Origin of the sequence: Candidatus Tumulicola sp., assembly GCA_036490475.1 — a bacterium.
In the GTDB taxonomy this organism is placed as follows: domain Bacteria; phylum Vulcanimicrobiota; class Vulcanimicrobiia; order Vulcanimicrobiales; family Vulcanimicrobiaceae; genus Tumulicola.
Map to the genome: position 1 here is coordinate 598,415 of DASXDT010000005.1, position 16,488 is coordinate 614,902.

Below are 16,488 nucleotides of genomic sequence, written 5' to 3' on the forward strand. Positions count from 1 at the left end.
CCCGGCCCCAGCCCTGTCGCTTCCTACCGCCGGACGCAGGCGAACGTACGCGTTCGACGCACCCGATATAAGAGCGAATCTGCAACTCAGTGACTCCGAAGGCCGTTTTACGGTACGCTGTCCTGGGCAAGGCATATAAACACTTTGGTACATCACTCTCTAGAACGGAGTCGAACCATGTTTGAAGACGACAACCTCGACGGTCGCGAGGGACCCGCCGACGGCGGCGCTTCCGGAACGCCGGGAGTTCACGACGGCGGCGCGGATGGCGGCGCAGACGGCGGAGCTGAAGGTCCAGCCGACGGCGGTGCCTCGGGCAAACCCGGCGTTCACGACGGCGGAGCAGATGGTGGCGCTGACGGCGGTGCCGACGGCGACGGCGGAGCCGATGGCGGCGCCGACGGGGGAGCGGACGGCGGAGCGTAACTCCCGATCGATCCGTTATCTCGAATCACAGGACTCGCAGTTGAGGAGTTCGCCGCGCGGCATTGGGGCGTCGCCCCGCTGCTTCGAACGGCGGCGCAACGTTCCGAAGACGACTTCGGAGATTTGCTGTCGCTCGACGCGGTCGATGAGTTAGTCTCGCAGCGAGGGCTGCGAACGCCCTTTGTCCGCATGAGCCGGGACGGCGACTTGTTGTCGCCGTCCCGTTTCACACGCGGCGGTGGTGCCGGCGCGGAGATCGGCGACCAGGTCGCCGACGATAAAGTTCTCACGGAATTCGTTTCGGGCGCGACGCTCGTCTTGCAGGGCGTGCACCGCACGTGGGCTCCGGTCCGAACGTTTGCCGAAGGACTCTCGGCGCAGCTCGGTCATCCCGTGCAAGTCAACGCCTACGTAACGCCGCCCCAAAACACCGGCTTCGCGCCGCACTACGACGTGCACGACGTTTTCGTTCTGCAGTTCGCAGGCCGCAAGCGATGGTTGGTGCACGAACCGGTGTTGCCGGCGCCGCTTCGAGATCAAACTTGGCAGCAACGCAAATCGGCCGTCGATGCACGCGCATCTGAAACACCGCTGATCGATTGCGTGCTCGAACGCGGCGACGTGCTCTATCTGCCGCGCGGCTACATTCACTCGGCGATGTCCCTCGACGATATCTCAGGCCATCTTACGATCGGCGTACACCCGGTTACCCGCCGGATGCTTGCGGACCAGATCCTGAGCGAACTTTCAGACGATGTCGCGTTGCGTCGCTCGTTACCGATCGGAGTCGACCTGTCGGATGAAGACGCGATCGAAGCCGATCTTGCGGCGACGGTCGCAGCGCTGCACGCTGCCATCGACCGCTTCGATCGAACGGCGATCGCACGCGCGCTGGGGCGCTATCTCGCCGCGTCGACGCGTCCCGTTGCAATTCGGCCGTTCGAACAGATCGCCGCATCGGGGAAACTGACCCCGAGCGATCGCGTGCGCTTGCGTCCGGGTTTGCGTCTTACACTGCAGGTCGACAGCGAGCATGTCGCGGTGATATTGCCCGATCGAGAAATCCGATTCCCGGCGAGTCAGGCGCAAGCCGTACGCCTCGCCACTTCTGGGCGCGACATCTCTGCCGAAAAACTTCCCAGCACCGACTCGAACGACGGATTGGCTCTCCTTTCGCAATTGTTGCGCGATGGCGTGGTCGTCCCGGCATGACCGCAAGTTCGGCCTTTCGCTGCTCGGTCGCAGCGGAGCTGCGCGGCGATCCGATGATCGGCACGGCGCCGCCACAAACGCGCGTGCTGCTCGTTCATCAACCCGGCGCGTGGGGGCCGCGTGGTTTGACGGAGAGCCGTTGCGATCCCGAAATTTCGCAGCGTATCGATGCAGCCGCTGCCAATGCCGGAATGCGCCTCCAAGCGATTCGCCGCCCCGGAAAACACGAGCCGGGCGTTCCCGCCGGCGGCTACGAGGTCGGCATCGCCGAAACGAACATCGATACGCCGCGCATCACCTGGTGGCGCGTCGACCATTTGGCGCAAATCGCTCCGGAGCTCGAGGCCGGGTGGCCGCGCCTCACACCGGACGCAATCGATACTGCGCCACTGTACCTGGTGTGCGCCCATGGAAAGCACGATGCATGCTGCGCGCTGCGCGGTAGGCCGGTCGCACAAGCACTGCAACGTCTTCGTCCCGGTCGCGTTTGGGAAACGACGCATCTCGGCGGCGATCGTTTTGCCGCCAACGTATTGGTATTGCCGACGGGAGAGTTGTACGGACGCGTACCCGAGCAGCTCGCGCCCGAACTTACGCGGATCGCAGACGCCGGAGAAGTTCTACCAGCGCTGATGCGAGGACGAATCGGACTCACACCGGTCGCGCAAGCGGCGCTCGTTTTCGCCTATCAACAGCTCGGCATCGCGCAACGGGACGCGCTGAGCGTGACATCCGTGCACCGGATCGACGACGATCACGCCCAAGCCAACGTCGTCACGCCGCTGGGTGACATGACGGTGACCGTAGAAACCGCGGTTCGTGCCGGCGCGCAGCTCACGTGTCGCGGGCCGGAAAATGTTCGCGCGCGCGAGTATCGCGGAGTAACGATCGCCAGAGCCTAGCGGCACTACTCTCTGAAACAGATCTCGAGCTTGTTGCCGTCGACGTCTTCGAAAAATGCAGCGTAATACTGCGGCGATCCGCCATAATCTTCGGGGCCTTCCAACGATCTTGCGCCGGCGAGCCGAGCGATGTCTGCAAGCCGGTCCACGTCGTCACGGCTAACCGCACGAAAGGCGATTCGTGTGCCGTTCGGCCGATGCTGCGAATCGGACATCAACCCGAAAAATGGCTGCGATCGATTTTCGGCTTCGAGATGGTAATTGACGTTTTCGCCATCCTCCTCAAGTCGTGAGAACCCTATCGCAGGTAGCAAAACATCGTATAGCGCGCGCACCTTCGCAAGGTCTTTCACACGTAGATCGATGTGGTCGTACAAGCTCATCGCCACTCCTTCCGTTCGGCGAGCGCCGGACCTACGGGCACCCGGCGCAACCCCCCGCGATCGGAGGACGAAAACGATGGGTTCGAGAGTACGCGTTCACGGTTTGCCATGCGGAGCACTCGAAGGCGTTGGCGTCACGAAGACTTGCGGCGCGATTGACTTGGGAAACGTAAAATTCGAGTACGCCACATTGATGTTGAGGTGCTTGACCGCGATTCCGACCGCGCGCAAATCGATATCGAACCGTTCGTTGGTCACGACGTCGTAGCCACCGACGTTCTTCAGTTCGATTCGTGCACCGCTCGTAGCTCCGACCAATCCGCCGGCGGCGTTTACGTTGGCGTTGAATCGTAGTGCGCAGAGATCGCCGCTGCGCAGATCGACGGTCGCACCGGTCAACGGGTAGCGCAACGGATCGTGGCGAGCTACTAAGCGAAGGGCGTGACCACCGTTCCCGCTGGGGCACGTCGCTACGCCGGCGTCGTAGACGCTGTAATTCGCCACCGAAAGAGTGGAGACGACTGCGATCACGGGAAGCGACGAGGGTGCTTCGTCCGGCGAGGGAAGCGGCGTCGAAGGCGACGTGCTTCGCATGCCGGTGAAGCCATGCCGAATGAGTGCATCGACACCCGGCCACGTTGCGTTTAGAAAAGTCGAATCGCCGAAGACAACCGATCGGCCATCGCGGTGTAGAGCCACACGTCCATCGCTTTGCCGGAGATCGATCGAAAACGGTGCTTCCGATTCGGAGGTACTCTTACCAAGCGTACATGTGAAGCCGGCCTTTTCGGCGGTGCAGTTTAATCCCGTGATCGACGCGTCGTAGGTAGCGAACGCAGGCTCGGGATGACCGCGCATTTGGCCGACGGCACGCGCGTAGAATTCCTCTGCCGAAGGCGGTGCCGGTGTAACCCCTAAGAGTACGAGCGCCGAGCCGGCGCCGGCCATAGCGACAACTTGCACCGCCGCTCGTTTCCACATGAACGCAACTACGGATGACAAGCGTGCGCCTCCTTCGATGGCATTTTAACCGTGGTCTTCGTGACAGAACTTCGTCGCATTGGGTACGATCGGACTGTTAACTGAGAGGAACCGATTGCAGCACCCGAGGCGGACAGGAAGATTTCCGGCAAGAGCTTGTGAGCGCCGACGCTCGGTCGCTGCCGTCACGAAATCTTCGGCGTGCCTTCTGGCGCTCGTTGTAGTGTCGAGCTCGACAGCGATCGCACAATCGGGATCTGCGGGTAGAGAACTTGGCGCTTTCGCAAGCGCGTGGGCTGCGATCGACGGCTACAGCGCGAGGATCGTCATCTTCGACCAAAAAGGGACGCGATCGCAGAACCTCGTGTTTGACTACACGTTTCAAAAGCCAGCGAACGTCACCGTCGATATCATCACCGGTCCGAACGCAGGCATAAACCTCGCGTGGGACGGCGGATCATCCGTCGTCGCGCATCACGGATCGGGACTCGCCGCGATGTTCAAGAAAACCATTTCGCTGCACGATCCCCTCGTCACGACGCTACAAGGATCGTCAATCGACCAACTCAGCTTCGGCGCCATCTTGGCGCACGGGCAACAGGCAGCAGGAACTTTATCCGCAACCCCGGGTGAGACGATCGATGGCGTTGCTACCAATGCCGTCACGCTAACGGTTGCCGACCCGTCGACGAACGCGGGCCTAACACGCGAGGTTGTCGAGCTTTCGACGCTCACGAATTTGCCGATACGCGTCTTAGGTTACGAAGGCTCGGCGCTCGTCCGAAAGGTCGACTTCTCGAACGTCAAGATACACGCATAACTACGCGGCGTGGCGACTGAGAACGGTTCTAGAGCCATAAGGGTGTTTACAGAGCCTTTAGTCGTATAATCACCTCTCCTAAGAGTGTTTACCATTGAGGGGGTTATCGAATGAAAACGATGGGTGATCTGCCGCCTGAATTGGCGGTTTGCGCGCCGGCGTTGCGCGAGCTCTTTTCCGAGCGTGAGTTCGACCCGTTTGTCGACGATGCGGGTGCGTTACAGAGCATCGCGCAAATCGCCCGGTTTCCGAACTTCGCCTCAAATCTCGCAAAGATGCGGCTACGGGTACTGTTGCCTTTGGAGGAGGTGTCACCGCAAACGCAAGCGCGCGTGGAACGAGCCATCGCGCAATACTGTTCGCACAAGCTCGCCGAGCTTCACTTCCAAATGGATGAGTGGCGCCACGAAGCATGGGGTACGTTTTTCTGGGGTCTTGGGTTCTTTGCCGTTAGTTTATTGATAACCGCAGGCATCGAACGCACCGGCCTCTTGCCCGACGCAATCCGCACCCTAGCGGTGGAAACGCTCGTCATCGCCGGCTGGGTCATCATGTGGCAACCGATGGATACGCTGATACTCGGATGGCTGCCGATACGCAAGCAAGAGCGGACGTTTCGCGCGCTTGCCGCGATGCGCACGTCGATCGAGGCGACCCATCGCTAGAGTTCGTAGTCGATCGTAACGGGCGAGTGGTCGGAGAACCGCTCGTCTTTGTAGATCGATGCCGCGCGCACGACCGGTGCAAGGTTCGGCGTAACCAATTGATAGTCAATGCGCCAACCGAGATTACGGTCCCACGCCGCCGGAAAGTTCGACCACCACGAAAACTGCCGCGGTTCGTGATTCACGACGCGGAATGCGTCGACCCAGCCGACGCGCTCGATCACGTCATCGAACCACGAGCGTTCCTGCGGTAAGAATCCGGTCGTGCGGGCACACGACTTGGGATCGAACACGTCGATGTCGCGATGCGCGATGTTGTAGTCGCCGCACACGACGAAGCGACGGCCTTCGTTTTTCATCTGCACGAGCTGCCCAATGAAGCGATCGAGAAACGCTTCCTTGACGACTTGGCGCGCCGGCCCACTGGTGCCCGAGGGGACATACAGCGAAGCGACCGAGAGCCCATCGGCGAAGTCCATCCGAACGAACCGCCCCTCGGCGTCGTATTCGTCAATCCCGAGGCCGCGAACGATCCGCTCCGGCTCGCGTTTGGAGTAGATAGCGACGCCGCTGTAGCCTTTTTTCTGGGCGTCGACGAAAGCGTTGTGGAACCCGGGTATATCGGTCGCCTCCGGAGGGAGTTGATGTTCTTGCGCCTTCGTTTCTTGCACGCACACGATATCCGGCTGCTGGCGATCCATCCAGCCGAAGAACCCCTTACGGGCAGCGGCCCGGATGCCGTTGAGATTAGCGGTAATGATACGAAACACGGTGGAAGTATTTCCCGGTGAAGCGCTTCATCATTCCGCGCGATGCACCGAACGTCGTGGTCACCCCCGTCCCCGGCCACAGAGTCCAGCTTACCAACCTCGACAAGGTGTATTTTCCGGCCGCAGGGTTCACGAAGGGCGACCTGCTGCAGTACTACGCCGACGTCGCGCCGCTCATCGTGCCGTACGTGGCAGATCGCGCGATGGTGCTCAAGCGTTATCCGGGTGGAATCGATCAGGACTTCTTCTACATGAAGCGGACGCCCAAGGGAGCGCCGGAGTGGCTGCGGCGCTGTCCGATCGAGCACGGCTCCGGGAGCGTGATCGATTTTCCGGTCATCGACGACCTCGCCGGTCTGCTGTGGACGATCAATCTCGGCTGCATCGACTTAAACGAATGGTATGCGCGCTGCGACGACACCGATCGCCCCGACTACGTGCACTTCGATCTCGATCCGGTTGAAGGCACGCCGTTTGCGACGGTGCGTGAAGTGGCGTTGGCAGTGCGCGATGGCCTCGAAGGTATCGGGATGAAGCCGGTCGTGAAGACCACCGGCTCGTCCGGGATGCACGTCTACGTGGCGATCGTGCGCGGGCCGCTGCAAAAGCAAGTCTGGGCGTTTGCGAAAGCATTCGCGCAAGCTCTCGAAAAAGCGCATCCGGACATTGCAACCGCCGAGTACAAGATCGCGAATCGACCCGCCGGGCGCGTGCTGGTCGACTACAATCAGAATCGCTGGGGCGCGACGTTGGCGTCGGTGTACTCGGTGCGCGCGAAACCGCTCGCGACGGTTTCGACGCCGGTAACGTGGAGTGAAGTCGAAGCAGGCATCGAGCTCGAGGATTTCCGGCTCGACAACGTGCGCGAACGTTTCGACACCGTCGGCGATCTATGGGCGCCGATTAACGCAAAACGCGATCGGTTCGACCTCGCACCATTTCTCGAAACGCCCGCCAAACCGAGAAAAAACAAACCTCAGGACTGATCCGCGAGCCCGTCAAGCGTAGGCTTCAATCGAGGACTCTTACGATATCAGAATTTACGCGAGTGCGGTTTTGAAGATAAATGCTACAATCAATTTCGAAAAGCAGCTGCCAGGTTGTCCTGCTCCGCACGGGATAGCTCTAGACGTCGAGCGACGTCGCGCCAAGTCGATATGGCCGAGTGCACATTGTCCAGGATTGATTCGGCGTCGCTCACACGAAAATAGTCGGCCACTGAGCGCACCAAATCCAGATTGAGGGCGTTGTCACTTTCGTCGATATCAAGTGCTAGCCCGGTTCCTAAGGGATTGGGATTCATATCAAACGCCGGCGCTAAACGCCATCCATCCGAAGTCAGAAGAAAGCCGTGGTTTCGGAGATGATCGTCGGTATTTGAAATGAGAACATTGAAGGCTATGCGCGTCCAGAGTTCCATCAGATCCACCTTTGCCTCGGCACCTTGCGAGGCAATGACGTCGGCGATCTCTAGATAGCTCGCATCATCGCCATCGACATGCCCAGTGAGCGTCATGGCTGACGCATAGTGGATGCGCGTGCGGACGCCCTCGCGATCGAAGCGTCGGACCAGAAACGTATGGCCATTATTACTGAAGCGGCGAACTTGCGCTTCCGAAACACGAATACCACTGCGATGGGCGAGCTGATGAACCACGTATTCCCACGCTCCCGTATCGTAGCGATCGTTTTGGCTTGGGAACTTCGCTATCCAGAGATTTCCGTCGGGGTCGCTGACGGTTGCCTTCGGACGAGCGCCGCCCAACGATGCGCCGGGAGCGAGTAACAACATCAGTTGCGCGTCAAGCTGCGGGTCTTGGTCGGCGCCTCCTTCGAGCGCTCGGCTTGCCGCTTCGAGCTCGCGAAGCCGCACCAGCGGCGGAGCCGCACTGGGCATATCGTCTGCTAAGAATTCTCCCTTACCGTCGAGTTTGTATCGTAGTGCTCCCGATCTAAATTCATCGTGCACCCCGAGGAGATAATCGGATTCGGCAGGACGCGCGCGCGGGGGCAATTCGCCGGTTCGACGCCGTCGCGCAAAATTTCGATCTATTAAGCGCCGACCCCAACGATCGGGGCTTGAGTCAGAAAAGATGCCAAATTGCACTCGCCTGTCTCGCGGGTATTGTGGTCCTTCGAACAGATCTAGATCCGGATCCAGATGTTGCCTCAAAAGGTGAGCGTCATTCAGAGCCGCCTCCGAGAACTCGAAGGAGAATATTTCTCCACTCTTGCCGCTATGGGCTTCGAGCGTGCCGAGCGCCATCGGATCAATTCCCGGCGACCAGTCGGCGTAGACGGCGATGCTCTGGTTGCTCATACTTTTTTGAGCCTCTGACGCTGTTTAAGGCCTGCGTCTTGAAGCTCGCGCCCGAGCGGATCAGATGCGACCAGGGAGTCTAGATCTTCATCGAGCCCCAGGACTCGGAGGACGGCCGCATACGCCCCTATGGTGGCGCCGGATCGGCCCTTTTCGATGCCTCGAAGGGTCATCAGAGACATTCCCGCTCGTTCGGCGACTAGCGCTGCGGGTAATCTACGTCTTTGCCGCGCCGCGCGCATACGTCCGCCAAGGTTCTCGAGCCGACGCTGAAGGCGCGGCATAAGGGTCGCGGTGGTTCTACCCATGCAAGTATTCTAGCAGTTATCCGGTTTAATGTCTAGAATACTATCCTTTATTTACAGATAGTGTCTAATCTTAGCGAGCAAGGAAGCCAATTGAAATGCCGCTGAGCCCGTTGTATTTTGGTCGACGGAGCGCTCACATCGAAAGTTCTCCAGCGGTTCGTTTCGCCGACGCTAATCCCGGCTTACGCGCCGCAGTTTCCGAGTGCCGTGTTACGATCTATTGGCCGGACTCAGTCAGCTGAACTTGCGGACACCGCATAACATCTTGAATCGACTACTCTCAGACCCATCTTAACACGTCTTTTTTCGCGGATATGAGCAAGATGAGATGATTGGCTTAGGTTTTTGGTGCTCGGCAAGCGGCCGCAAACCGTTCGGCACCAGACCCCTCAAAACGATTACTCTACCGTATCCAAATCTGCGAAGCCTTCGAACGACACGTCGATGCGACACGGCCTGCGATCGGCAATCGAGTAGTAGACGCACGCATTTTTGGCATCTTCGACCACGGCGGAAGCGGCGAACGCTATATTCGTATCGTCTCCCGTGAGACCGAACGGCTCGATCAGTGGTGTTTCGGGCCTCTCTAGGACGACCGTCGCGCTTCGATCGAGCAATGCGTAACCGATTCGCCAGACAGCTTCTTTCGAAGCTCCATTGTAAAAAAGTATATGCGTGCCGTCGGAGCAACGGATTGCAGACGACGGGCTCAGATGCCACGCATCGAAGTCGTTCGGCCGCGGAACGAGGGGCGAGTCGCCATAAACCCATGGCCCTTCGAGCTTCGAAGCATCCGCCACCCCTATGAGCGATGCGCCTCCCTGCGCGTACTCGAAGAACATGCGAAAGCCGTTGGGCGTGGCAACGACGGCGGCTTCCTTCGTATTGCGATGCGCGGCGTCGGGTTGGAATACCGGGCCTTTCTTCGTCAAATCGGTAAGCGACGTGCGCGCGGCTCGAAGCATCGACGCACTACTGCTTAGGGCGTTGTAACCGGAGTAAAAAACCGAATATGCCCCAGCCGCACCCACGATGGTTGGATCTTCGCATCCAGCGCCGTCGAAATCATCGCGGTCGCCGGGAGCGATGACTTTAGGCCCAACGTCGAACGCGACGCCGTCGAAACTCGACGCATAGTAAATGCGCGAGACTTTCTCGGCAGCATTGTCGGACGGATTGACCATGCGCAGGAGCATTTCGTAGCCTCGTCCGGATCGCACGACGTAGGGGCTCAAGACGAAGTAATCTGCTAAGCCGGGCGGACGGCGAAACTCGAGCAGCTGTGGCTCGTCCGCTGCGACCGCATCGGCGTGGCGTCGCGACACGCATTATTTTTTCGGCGTGCCTATTCACCGCCCTTCATCGCGATTGTATCGCCACGGGTTCGCGCATCGTGGTAGTTTTTTGAAGATTGCCGTAGAACACCGCGGTCACGATGCGCATTAAACCTGCGAACTTGCTGACGTTCGCGATACTCTTCGCGTTGCAGACGGCTTGTGTTCGAGCAACCGATGAGATTGCTGGAAGGGACATTGCCTACGCCGGAACGGTTCCGATGACCGGCTTTATGCGGTTGGATAGAACCTCTGATGGAAGGGCGCGTATCGACGCATGGGAGGTCCACGATGGTCAAGTGGTCCGCAGCTATGACATCGATATGACGAAAACCATGCACGCGATCGTCGTGTCGGACGACCTCTCGGACTTCCAACACGTGCATCCGGTGCTTTCGTCCGATGGTCACCTCTCTATGGAATTGCATCTCGCCGAGCCGCATGCGGCTTATCATATTTATTTCGACGGTCTGCCGCACGGGCTCGGACGGAACGTCTTTCAGTTCGACCTTCCGGCGCAAGCCGGTGCAAAAACCACGACTCGGGAAGTCCATGCAGCGGGCTCTTCGGTATCGGTCGGACCCTACGTCGTAAAGATCGATCCGACGTCGGTGCCCATCGGCGAAATCGCTACGATATCGGTTCGCATCCTTAAAAACGGCCGTCCGGCGACGGACTTGCACCCATACCTGGGAGTGATATCGCACGGGGTATTAGTGGGGACGCAAGATCTTGCGTATTTGCACGTTCACGGGATGACGGCCGCAATGCTCGACATGGCCAGCGACGATTGCGGCGACAGCATGATGATGCAGACGCCGCCTTTACCGCCAAATAGCATCGTACCCAGCGAATTCGAGCTCGAACTGCTCGTACCAATCAGTGAGAATTACAATCTCTGGCTGCAATTTATCGGAGGGAAGACGGTCTATACCGCACCGTTCCTCGTCACAACGAAGTGACGGCAACCCCGTCATCGGATAATGCCTCTTTCAAGGAAGTCCCGTTTAGGCGAGAAACGCATCGAGCCTGGTGATTACTCCGGCTATGCTCACCAACGTACCGCTCTTTGCGTCGGCACGCGACGGGGCGTTGGGACCGATCGTTGCGCGCAGCGCCGACATCCACGTCAATGCCGGCGAATGGGTCGTGCTGGAGGGCGAGGCCGCAGCCTTTTTCGTCGTCCTCGAGGGCCTCTGCGAGATAGTAAAAACGACCGCGGGATCCGAACAGATCGTCGAGCGCGCCGAACCTGGCGATTTCTTCGGCGAAACGTCGCTCTTGCTCGGATCCGGTTCACTCGCGGGACTACGTGCCGTCGAAGCATCCCGGCTGATGCGCCTCGAAGCGTTAGACTTCCACGAGTTGCTCGTCCACTGCCCGGACGCGAACCGCCAGATTCTGGCGACGATGGCGCGTCACGTTTCCGGATTGCAACAGGCCGCGATCGTGACGCCCATGCTCAGCGTGACCGTAATCGGCCGGCGCAGCGACCCCGCATGTTACGATCTTCGCGACTTTCTCTCGCGCAATCAAATCGGTTTGCGTTGGATCGAACCTACCAACAGCGTCGCCATCGCAGCCGCAAACGTGCCGCCGGAGCTATTGGAAAACGGCATCTACCCGTCGGTGGTATTTGCGGATCGTTCGTTTATGTCGGCACCGAAATATCCCGAACTGGCGAAACGCCTCGGATTACAGATCGCGCCGCGCGAAACCACCTACGATGTCACGATCGTCGGCGCCGGTCCGGCGGGCTTGGCCGCCGCAGTATACGGCGCTTCGGAGGGGTTGAGCACCGTGTTGGTTGAGTGTCGTGCGCCCGGAGGCCAAGCCGGATCGTCGTCGCGCATCGAAAATTATCTCGGCTTTCCGGCAGGCGTCTCGGGCGACGACCTCGCGTCGCGAGCGTTCCATCAAGCCAAACGATTTGGTGCCGAGGTTATCGTTACACGGCAAGCGACCGATATCGTGCCGCGCGACGCGAACACGGAAACGCACGCAATCGTCCTGGATTGCGGGAGTCGCGTGCAAACGAAGGCGATCGTCATTGCTACCGGGGTGGCGTGGCGTACTCTCGACGTTCCCGGAGCTAAAGCACTACTCGGGCGTGGCGTCTATTACGGAGCCTCTCGCGCCGAAGCGTTGTCTGCCCGCGGTAAGGATGTGGTTCTGATCGGCGGTGGCAATTCGGCCGGCCAGGCCGCGATGCTGTTCTCCGGCTACGCAGCCAGCGTCACGATCCTCGTGCGCGGCCAGAAACTCGCCTCGAGCATGTCACAATATCTCATAGACCAGCTTGCGAAGAAGAGTAACGTTTTTATCGAATACGGCGCCGAATGTATTAGCGTTGCAGGCACGGACGACATCGAATCGATCGACGTCGCATATAAAGACGGCGCGCTAAAAACGTTTACCGCCGATGCGCTCTTCATCTTCATCGGTGCGAAGGCCGAAACGTCGTGGCTTCCGGACGCCTTGATATGCGACGCTCAGGGTTTTATCTGCACCGGACGCGATGTAGTGGACCTGCAGCTTTCCGATTCGATGCGTGCGCGCGATCCATATTTGCTCGAGACGAGCATTCCGGGAATCTTTGCGGCGGGCGACGTCCGTCATGGCTCCATGAAGCGCGTTGCGTCGAGCGTCGGAGAAGGGAGCATGGCGATCGCGCTCGTCCACCAATTCGTTAGCGAGAATTAAAATCACCGAGTTAAAGTAGCCAATCGGTTCTCGACGGGAATTGCCCGTTTGGTTTAGAAAAAGCAAATAGCTACGCCGCCCGCTTTGGGCGCGAGCATTGGCAATTGGGAGCAGAGGCTTTTAGCGTGCCACAACGTTCGGTCGACGTAGCGATCGTTGGCTCGGGGCCGTGTGGGCTCGGAGCAGCTTGGCGTATCGAAGCATTGCGCTCCGAAGGCGCCTCGACGAACTACGTGGTGATCGACGAGAAGACGTCGCCCGGGGGCAGCGCTGCTTCGGTTACGACGCCCGAAGGCTTTACTTTCGATTACGGCAACCACGTGCTCTACCCGCACGAACATTACTCGAATTTCACCCAGCTAATGGACTCGCTCGTTCCGAGTTGGCACGAGTCCGCCCCGGTTCGCGGTGTGTGGATCGACGATCGCATCGTTCCGTATCCCGTTCAACAGAATATTCATCGCCTTCCGTTAAGAACGCTATTGCCGTCGCTGGCGGGCTTATGCGCGGTGTGCTTGCGCGGCATCGTCTCGGGCAAGTCGCCGAACAAACGGCCCGACCGCGATCTCGAAAGCTATTTGCGCCAATCCTTCGGTAACGGCCTTACCGACCTCGTGCTCGGCCCCATTAACCGCAAGATGTGGGCGCACGAACCGCGTTCGATCGACAACTGCTGGACGGGCCAACGCAGCGGCTCGGGTACTCCCAACGTCGCCAACGCCGCCATCGGGCCGGTTCTTCGCAGTTTGATAACGCGGCGCGACAACGCCGGTTGGACAACGGCCTCGCGCATTCGCTATCCGGCGCGCGGCGGCTCCGGCGTTATCTGGAAAAACCTCGCCCAGCGTTTGCCCGCCGAGCGAATCGTCAATGGCCGCCGCGTCGTAGCAATCGACGCGCGGGCGAAAGTCCTCGTCCTCGACAACCGTGAAACGATCGCGTACGAGCACGTTATCTCGAGCATGCCGCTCGACTCGCTTTTGGCTATGTCTACGGGCATAAACGGGTCGCGCGAACTCGGTCCCGCGCTCCGGTTCTCCCAAGCATACTTCGTCGGCTTGGGAATCGAGGGAGCGCCGCCGGAACGGCTCGCGAACGTGCACTCCTTCCACATTCCCCGGCCCGACATTCCATGCTGGAGAATTTGCGTACCGAGTAACTTTTCTCCAGGCAACGTTCCGTCGGCGGGTTATTGGTCGTTACTGTGCGAGATTAGCGATGCGAACACGACGCCGTTCGAACTCGAGTCGGCGGCGGGTGCGATCGAGACGAAGCTCGTCGAGTTAGGGATCCTGCAGCATCGTAATCACGTCGTTTCGCGTTGGCAGGCGGCGATGTGGCACGGCTATCCGGTGCCATTTCTCGGTCGCGATCGTATTCTGCATACGATTCAAACCGAACTTGGCGCGTTCGGCGTGTTCAGCCGCGGCCGCTTCGGCGGCTGGAAGTACGAAGTATCCAATCAAGACCATACGTTCATGCAAGGCGTCGAAGCCGTCGACGCGATCCTTAGCGGCAAGCTGGAAACGACATACGCGCATCCTGAATGGGTAAACGAATGAACTCTCAGTCTCCGATTCCACTCATCGATCTCAAGGCACAGTATGCCCAGATTCGCGCCGAGGTCACCGGCGCGATGGAACGCGTCCTGACGAACACGGCGTTTGTCATGGGTCAAGACGTCGCAGATTTCGAGCGCGAGTTCGCGCAATACACGGGCACGAGGCAGTGCGTCGGCGTGGCCTCGGGAACGAGCGCCCTGAAGCTCGGGATGCAAGCGCTCGGAATCGGTCCCGGTGACGAGGTCATCCTTCCGGCGAACACCTACATCGCGTGCGCGTTCGCCGTTTCGCATGTGGGAGCCAGGGTCGTACTCGTCGATTCGGGGCCAGATCATTTAATCGACGTCGCACAGATCGAAGCGGCGATCACGCCGCGCACCAAAGCTATCTTGGCCGTGCACTTGTATGGGCAGCCCGCCGATATGGACGCGATTCTGCAGATCGCGCGCAGTCACGGATTGTTGGTCATCGAAGATGCGAGCCAGGCGCACGGCGGAACGTATGCGGGGGCGCCGCTCGGTTCGTTCGGGGACGTCGCGGCGTTCAGTTTCTATCCCGGCAAGAATCTCGGCGCGTACGGCGACGGCGGTGCGGTTTGCACTTCCAACGAAGCCGCTGCCGAGCAAGTGCGGCTGCTGCGTGATTTGGGGCAGCGGCGCAAACACGTTCATGAAATCGTTGGTGAAAACTGCCGCCTCGACACACTCCAAGCCGCGGTCCTGCGGGTGAAGCTGCGCCACCTCGACGGTTGGAACGCGCTTCGGCGCACTGCCGCCGCGCGCTACGATGCGCGTCTGCAAGACGCCGGTTTTCCAGCCGCTCGCTCGCGCGCGGAACACGTATTCCAGTATTACGTGGTCTCGGTGCTCGAGCGCGATCGGGTCATCGCGGATTTGAAAGAGCTCGGCATTCATACCGGCATCAATCATCCGACGCCAATTCATCTGCAGCCGGCGTATGCCGATCTGGGCGCGCCCGAGGGTCGCTTTCCGCAAGCCGAATGGGCCTGCAAAACCGTGTTGTCGCTGCCGATGTTTCCCGAGATCGCGGAGGAGCAGATCGAGCGCGTTTCCGACGCGCTCCTACGCTGTGCTCGACCGGCGCGTAGCCATGTCTGAGCCGCTTCGTCTGGGCCTGATCGGATGCGGGCATTGGGGTAAAAACTATGCCGCGGCGATCGCCGGTATGGACGACGTCGTGCTCGCGTGGTGCGCCGACACATCCGAAGCAGCGCGAGAACGCGCGCGGGCTTTCAACCCCAGCGTCAGGCTTACGGCCGATCTGCACGAGCTGCTCGCCGCTCCCGACTGCGACGGTGTCATCATCGCCGCTCCCCCGCAACAGCACGCCGCCGTCGCGCACGCAGCTATTGCCGCACGCAAGCCCGTTTTGGTCGAGAAGCCGCTAGCGACGACGGTTGCCGCCGCCCGAGATTTGGCCGCCGCGGCTCGCGCTGCCGGTATCGTGGCGGTCTCCGGACACGTCTATCTCTTTCACCCGGTCGTCGTAGAGATCGTGGACCGAATCCGCGCCGGAGCAACCGGCCGGCTCCGCTTTATGAGCGCGTCGCGCGCGTTCACGCGCTTGGCGTCGAGCGACGATCGCCCCGATGTCGACGCGCTCTGGGATTTGGCGCCCAACGATCTCGCGATGTTCGTTGCGTTCGCGGGGACGCTGCCGCAGGGCGTCTTTTGCGCGCGTAGCGCATTCTTTCGTCCGGACCTCGCCGACGCGGCCTTCGCTATTCTCGAGTTCCCTGAAGGTTTAACCGCGGAGTTACGCGTGTCGTGGGACTATCCGCGACGCGAGCGGCTGGTGACCGTCGTCGGCGCGAACGAAGCGCTCTGGTTCGACGACGATGCCCAAACGAAGCTGTTATCGTATGCCGGTCCTCCGGTCGACCTTGCGGGTCGACAAGGCGTACCGGTATCGTGCTCCAGCGTTCCGTCGCTTTCCATGCAGATCCGTCACTTCGTCGATGTCATCCGCACGGGCGAGCCGACACGGGCGCCGTTCGAATTCGGCGTCGACATCGTCCGCATTCTCGAAGCGCTGTCGCGCTCCGCAGACGTCGGAGCGGCAGTTAGCCTTTCGTAACGGAA

16 protein-coding genes are annotated in these 16,488 nt (G+C 60.2%); 11 read left to right on the plus strand and 5 right to left on the minus strand.

Features of this window, described 5'->3' with window-relative positions; all coding sequences use genetic code 11:
• Nucleotides 1–177: 177 nt before the first annotated feature.
• The 3 genes from VGF98_06410 (at nt 178) to VGF98_06420 (ending at nt 2,540) form a co-directional block, all read left to right on the plus strand.
• The gene (locus VGF98_06410) at nt 178–426 is read left to right on the plus strand and encodes a hypothetical protein (GenBank protein HEY1681247.1); all 249 of its coding nucleotides are present in this window, start codon (nt 178–180) and stop codon (nt 424–426) included.
• Nucleotides 427–615: 189 nt separating this feature from the next.
• Entirely contained in the window at nt 616–1,638 is a 1,023-nt protein-coding gene (locus VGF98_06415) for a cupin domain-containing protein (GenBank protein ID HEY1681248.1), read from the plus strand.
• A complete protein-coding gene (locus VGF98_06420; GenBank protein ID HEY1681249.1) occupies nt 1,635–2,540 on the plus strand; it encodes a sucrase ferredoxin in 906 nt (301 codons plus the stop codon). The genes VGF98_06415 and VGF98_06420 overlap by 4 nt, the downstream gene beginning before the upstream one ends.
• Before the next feature lie 5 nt (nt 2,541–2,545).
• Here the strand turns inward: VGF98_06420 and VGF98_06425 are convergent, their stop codons facing one another.
• Together VGF98_06425 and VGF98_06430 are read right to left on the minus strand one after the other, a co-directional pair.
• Complete coding sequence (locus VGF98_06425; GenBank protein ID HEY1681250.1) at nt 2,546–2,923, minus strand: VOC family protein; 378 nt, start codon at nt 2,921–2,923, stop codon at nt 2,546–2,548.
• A gap of 96 nt (nt 2,924–3,019) precedes the next feature.
• Entirely contained in the window at nt 3,020–3,925 is a 906-nt protein-coding gene (locus VGF98_06430; protein ID HEY1681251.1) for a hypothetical protein, read from the minus strand.
• Between the two features lie 202 nt (nt 3,926–4,127).
• Here VGF98_06430 and VGF98_06435 point away from each other — a divergent pair, with 202 nt between their 5' ends.
• Both VGF98_06435 and VGF98_06440 read left to right on the plus strand, forming a co-directional pair.
• Nucleotides 4,128–4,724: a hypothetical protein gene (locus VGF98_06435; protein ID HEY1681252.1), complete on the plus strand. Its 597-nt coding sequence runs from the start codon at nt 4,128–4,130 to the stop codon at nt 4,722–4,724.
• A gap of 110 nt (nt 4,725–4,834) precedes the next feature.
• The gene (locus VGF98_06440) at nt 4,835–5,389 is read left to right on the plus strand and encodes a hypothetical protein (GenBank protein HEY1681253.1); all 555 of its coding nucleotides are present in this window, start codon (nt 4,835–4,837) and stop codon (nt 5,387–5,389) included.
• Here VGF98_06440 and VGF98_06445 read toward each other — a convergent pair.
• Complete coding sequence (locus tag VGF98_06445) at nt 5,386–6,159, minus strand: exodeoxyribonuclease III (protein HEY1681254.1); 774 nt, start codon at nt 6,157–6,159, stop codon at nt 5,386–5,388. The two genes, VGF98_06440 and VGF98_06445, sit on opposite strands and share 4 nt — an antisense overlap.
• Nucleotides 6,160–6,176: 17 nt before the next feature.
• Between VGF98_06445 and ligD the strand changes: the two genes are divergently transcribed.
• Nucleotides 6,177–7,145: a non-homologous end-joining DNA ligase gene (ligD, locus tag VGF98_06450; protein HEY1681255.1), complete on the plus strand. Its 969-nt coding sequence runs from the start codon at nt 6,177–6,179 to the stop codon at nt 7,143–7,145.
• 89 nt (nt 7,146–7,234) lie between these two features.
• Here ligD and VGF98_06455 read toward each other — a convergent pair whose 3' ends face one another.
• Nucleotides 7,235–8,479: a HipA domain-containing protein gene (locus VGF98_06455; GenBank protein ID HEY1681256.1), complete on the minus strand. Its 1,245-nt coding sequence runs from the start codon at nt 8,477–8,479 to the stop codon at nt 7,235–7,237.
• A 706-nt stretch (nt 8,480–9,185) separates the two neighbouring features.
• Nucleotides 9,186–10,112 (minus strand): hypothetical protein, encoded by a 927-nt coding sequence (locus VGF98_06460; GenBank protein HEY1681257.1) that lies wholly within the window; start codon nt 10,110–10,112, stop codon nt 9,186–9,188.
• 110 nt (nt 10,113–10,222) lie between these two features.
• Between VGF98_06460 and VGF98_06465 the strand changes: the two genes are divergently transcribed.
• The 5 genes from VGF98_06465 (at nt 10,223) to VGF98_06485 (ending at nt 16,483) form a co-directional block, all read left to right on the plus strand.
• Nucleotides 10,223–11,083, plus strand: coding sequence for a hypothetical protein (locus VGF98_06465; protein ID HEY1681258.1), 861 nt, complete (start codon nt 10,223–10,225; stop codon nt 11,081–11,083).
• 70 nt (nt 11,084–11,153) lie between these two features.
• Nucleotides 11,154–12,824 (plus strand): FAD-dependent oxidoreductase, encoded by a 1,671-nt coding sequence (locus VGF98_06470; protein HEY1681259.1) that lies wholly within the window; start codon nt 11,154–11,156, stop codon nt 12,822–12,824.
• A gap of 125 nt (nt 12,825–12,949) precedes the next feature.
• On the plus strand, nt 12,950–14,386 hold the full coding sequence (locus tag VGF98_06475) for an NAD(P)-binding protein (protein HEY1681260.1): 1,437 nt from the start codon (nt 12,950–12,952) through the stop codon (nt 14,384–14,386).
• Nucleotides 14,383–15,504, plus strand: a complete 1,122-nt coding sequence (locus VGF98_06480) for a DegT/DnrJ/EryC1/StrS family aminotransferase (GenBank protein HEY1681261.1) — start codon at nt 14,383–14,385, stop codon at nt 15,502–15,504. Before VGF98_06475 ends, VGF98_06480 begins: the two co-directional genes overlap by 4 nt.
• On the plus strand, nt 15,497–16,483 hold the full coding sequence (locus VGF98_06485) for a Gfo/Idh/MocA family oxidoreductase (protein HEY1681262.1): 987 nt from the start codon (nt 15,497–15,499) through the stop codon (nt 16,481–16,483). The genes VGF98_06480 and VGF98_06485 overlap by 8 nt, the downstream gene beginning before the upstream one ends.
• Nucleotides 16,484–16,488: the final 5 nt, after the last annotated feature.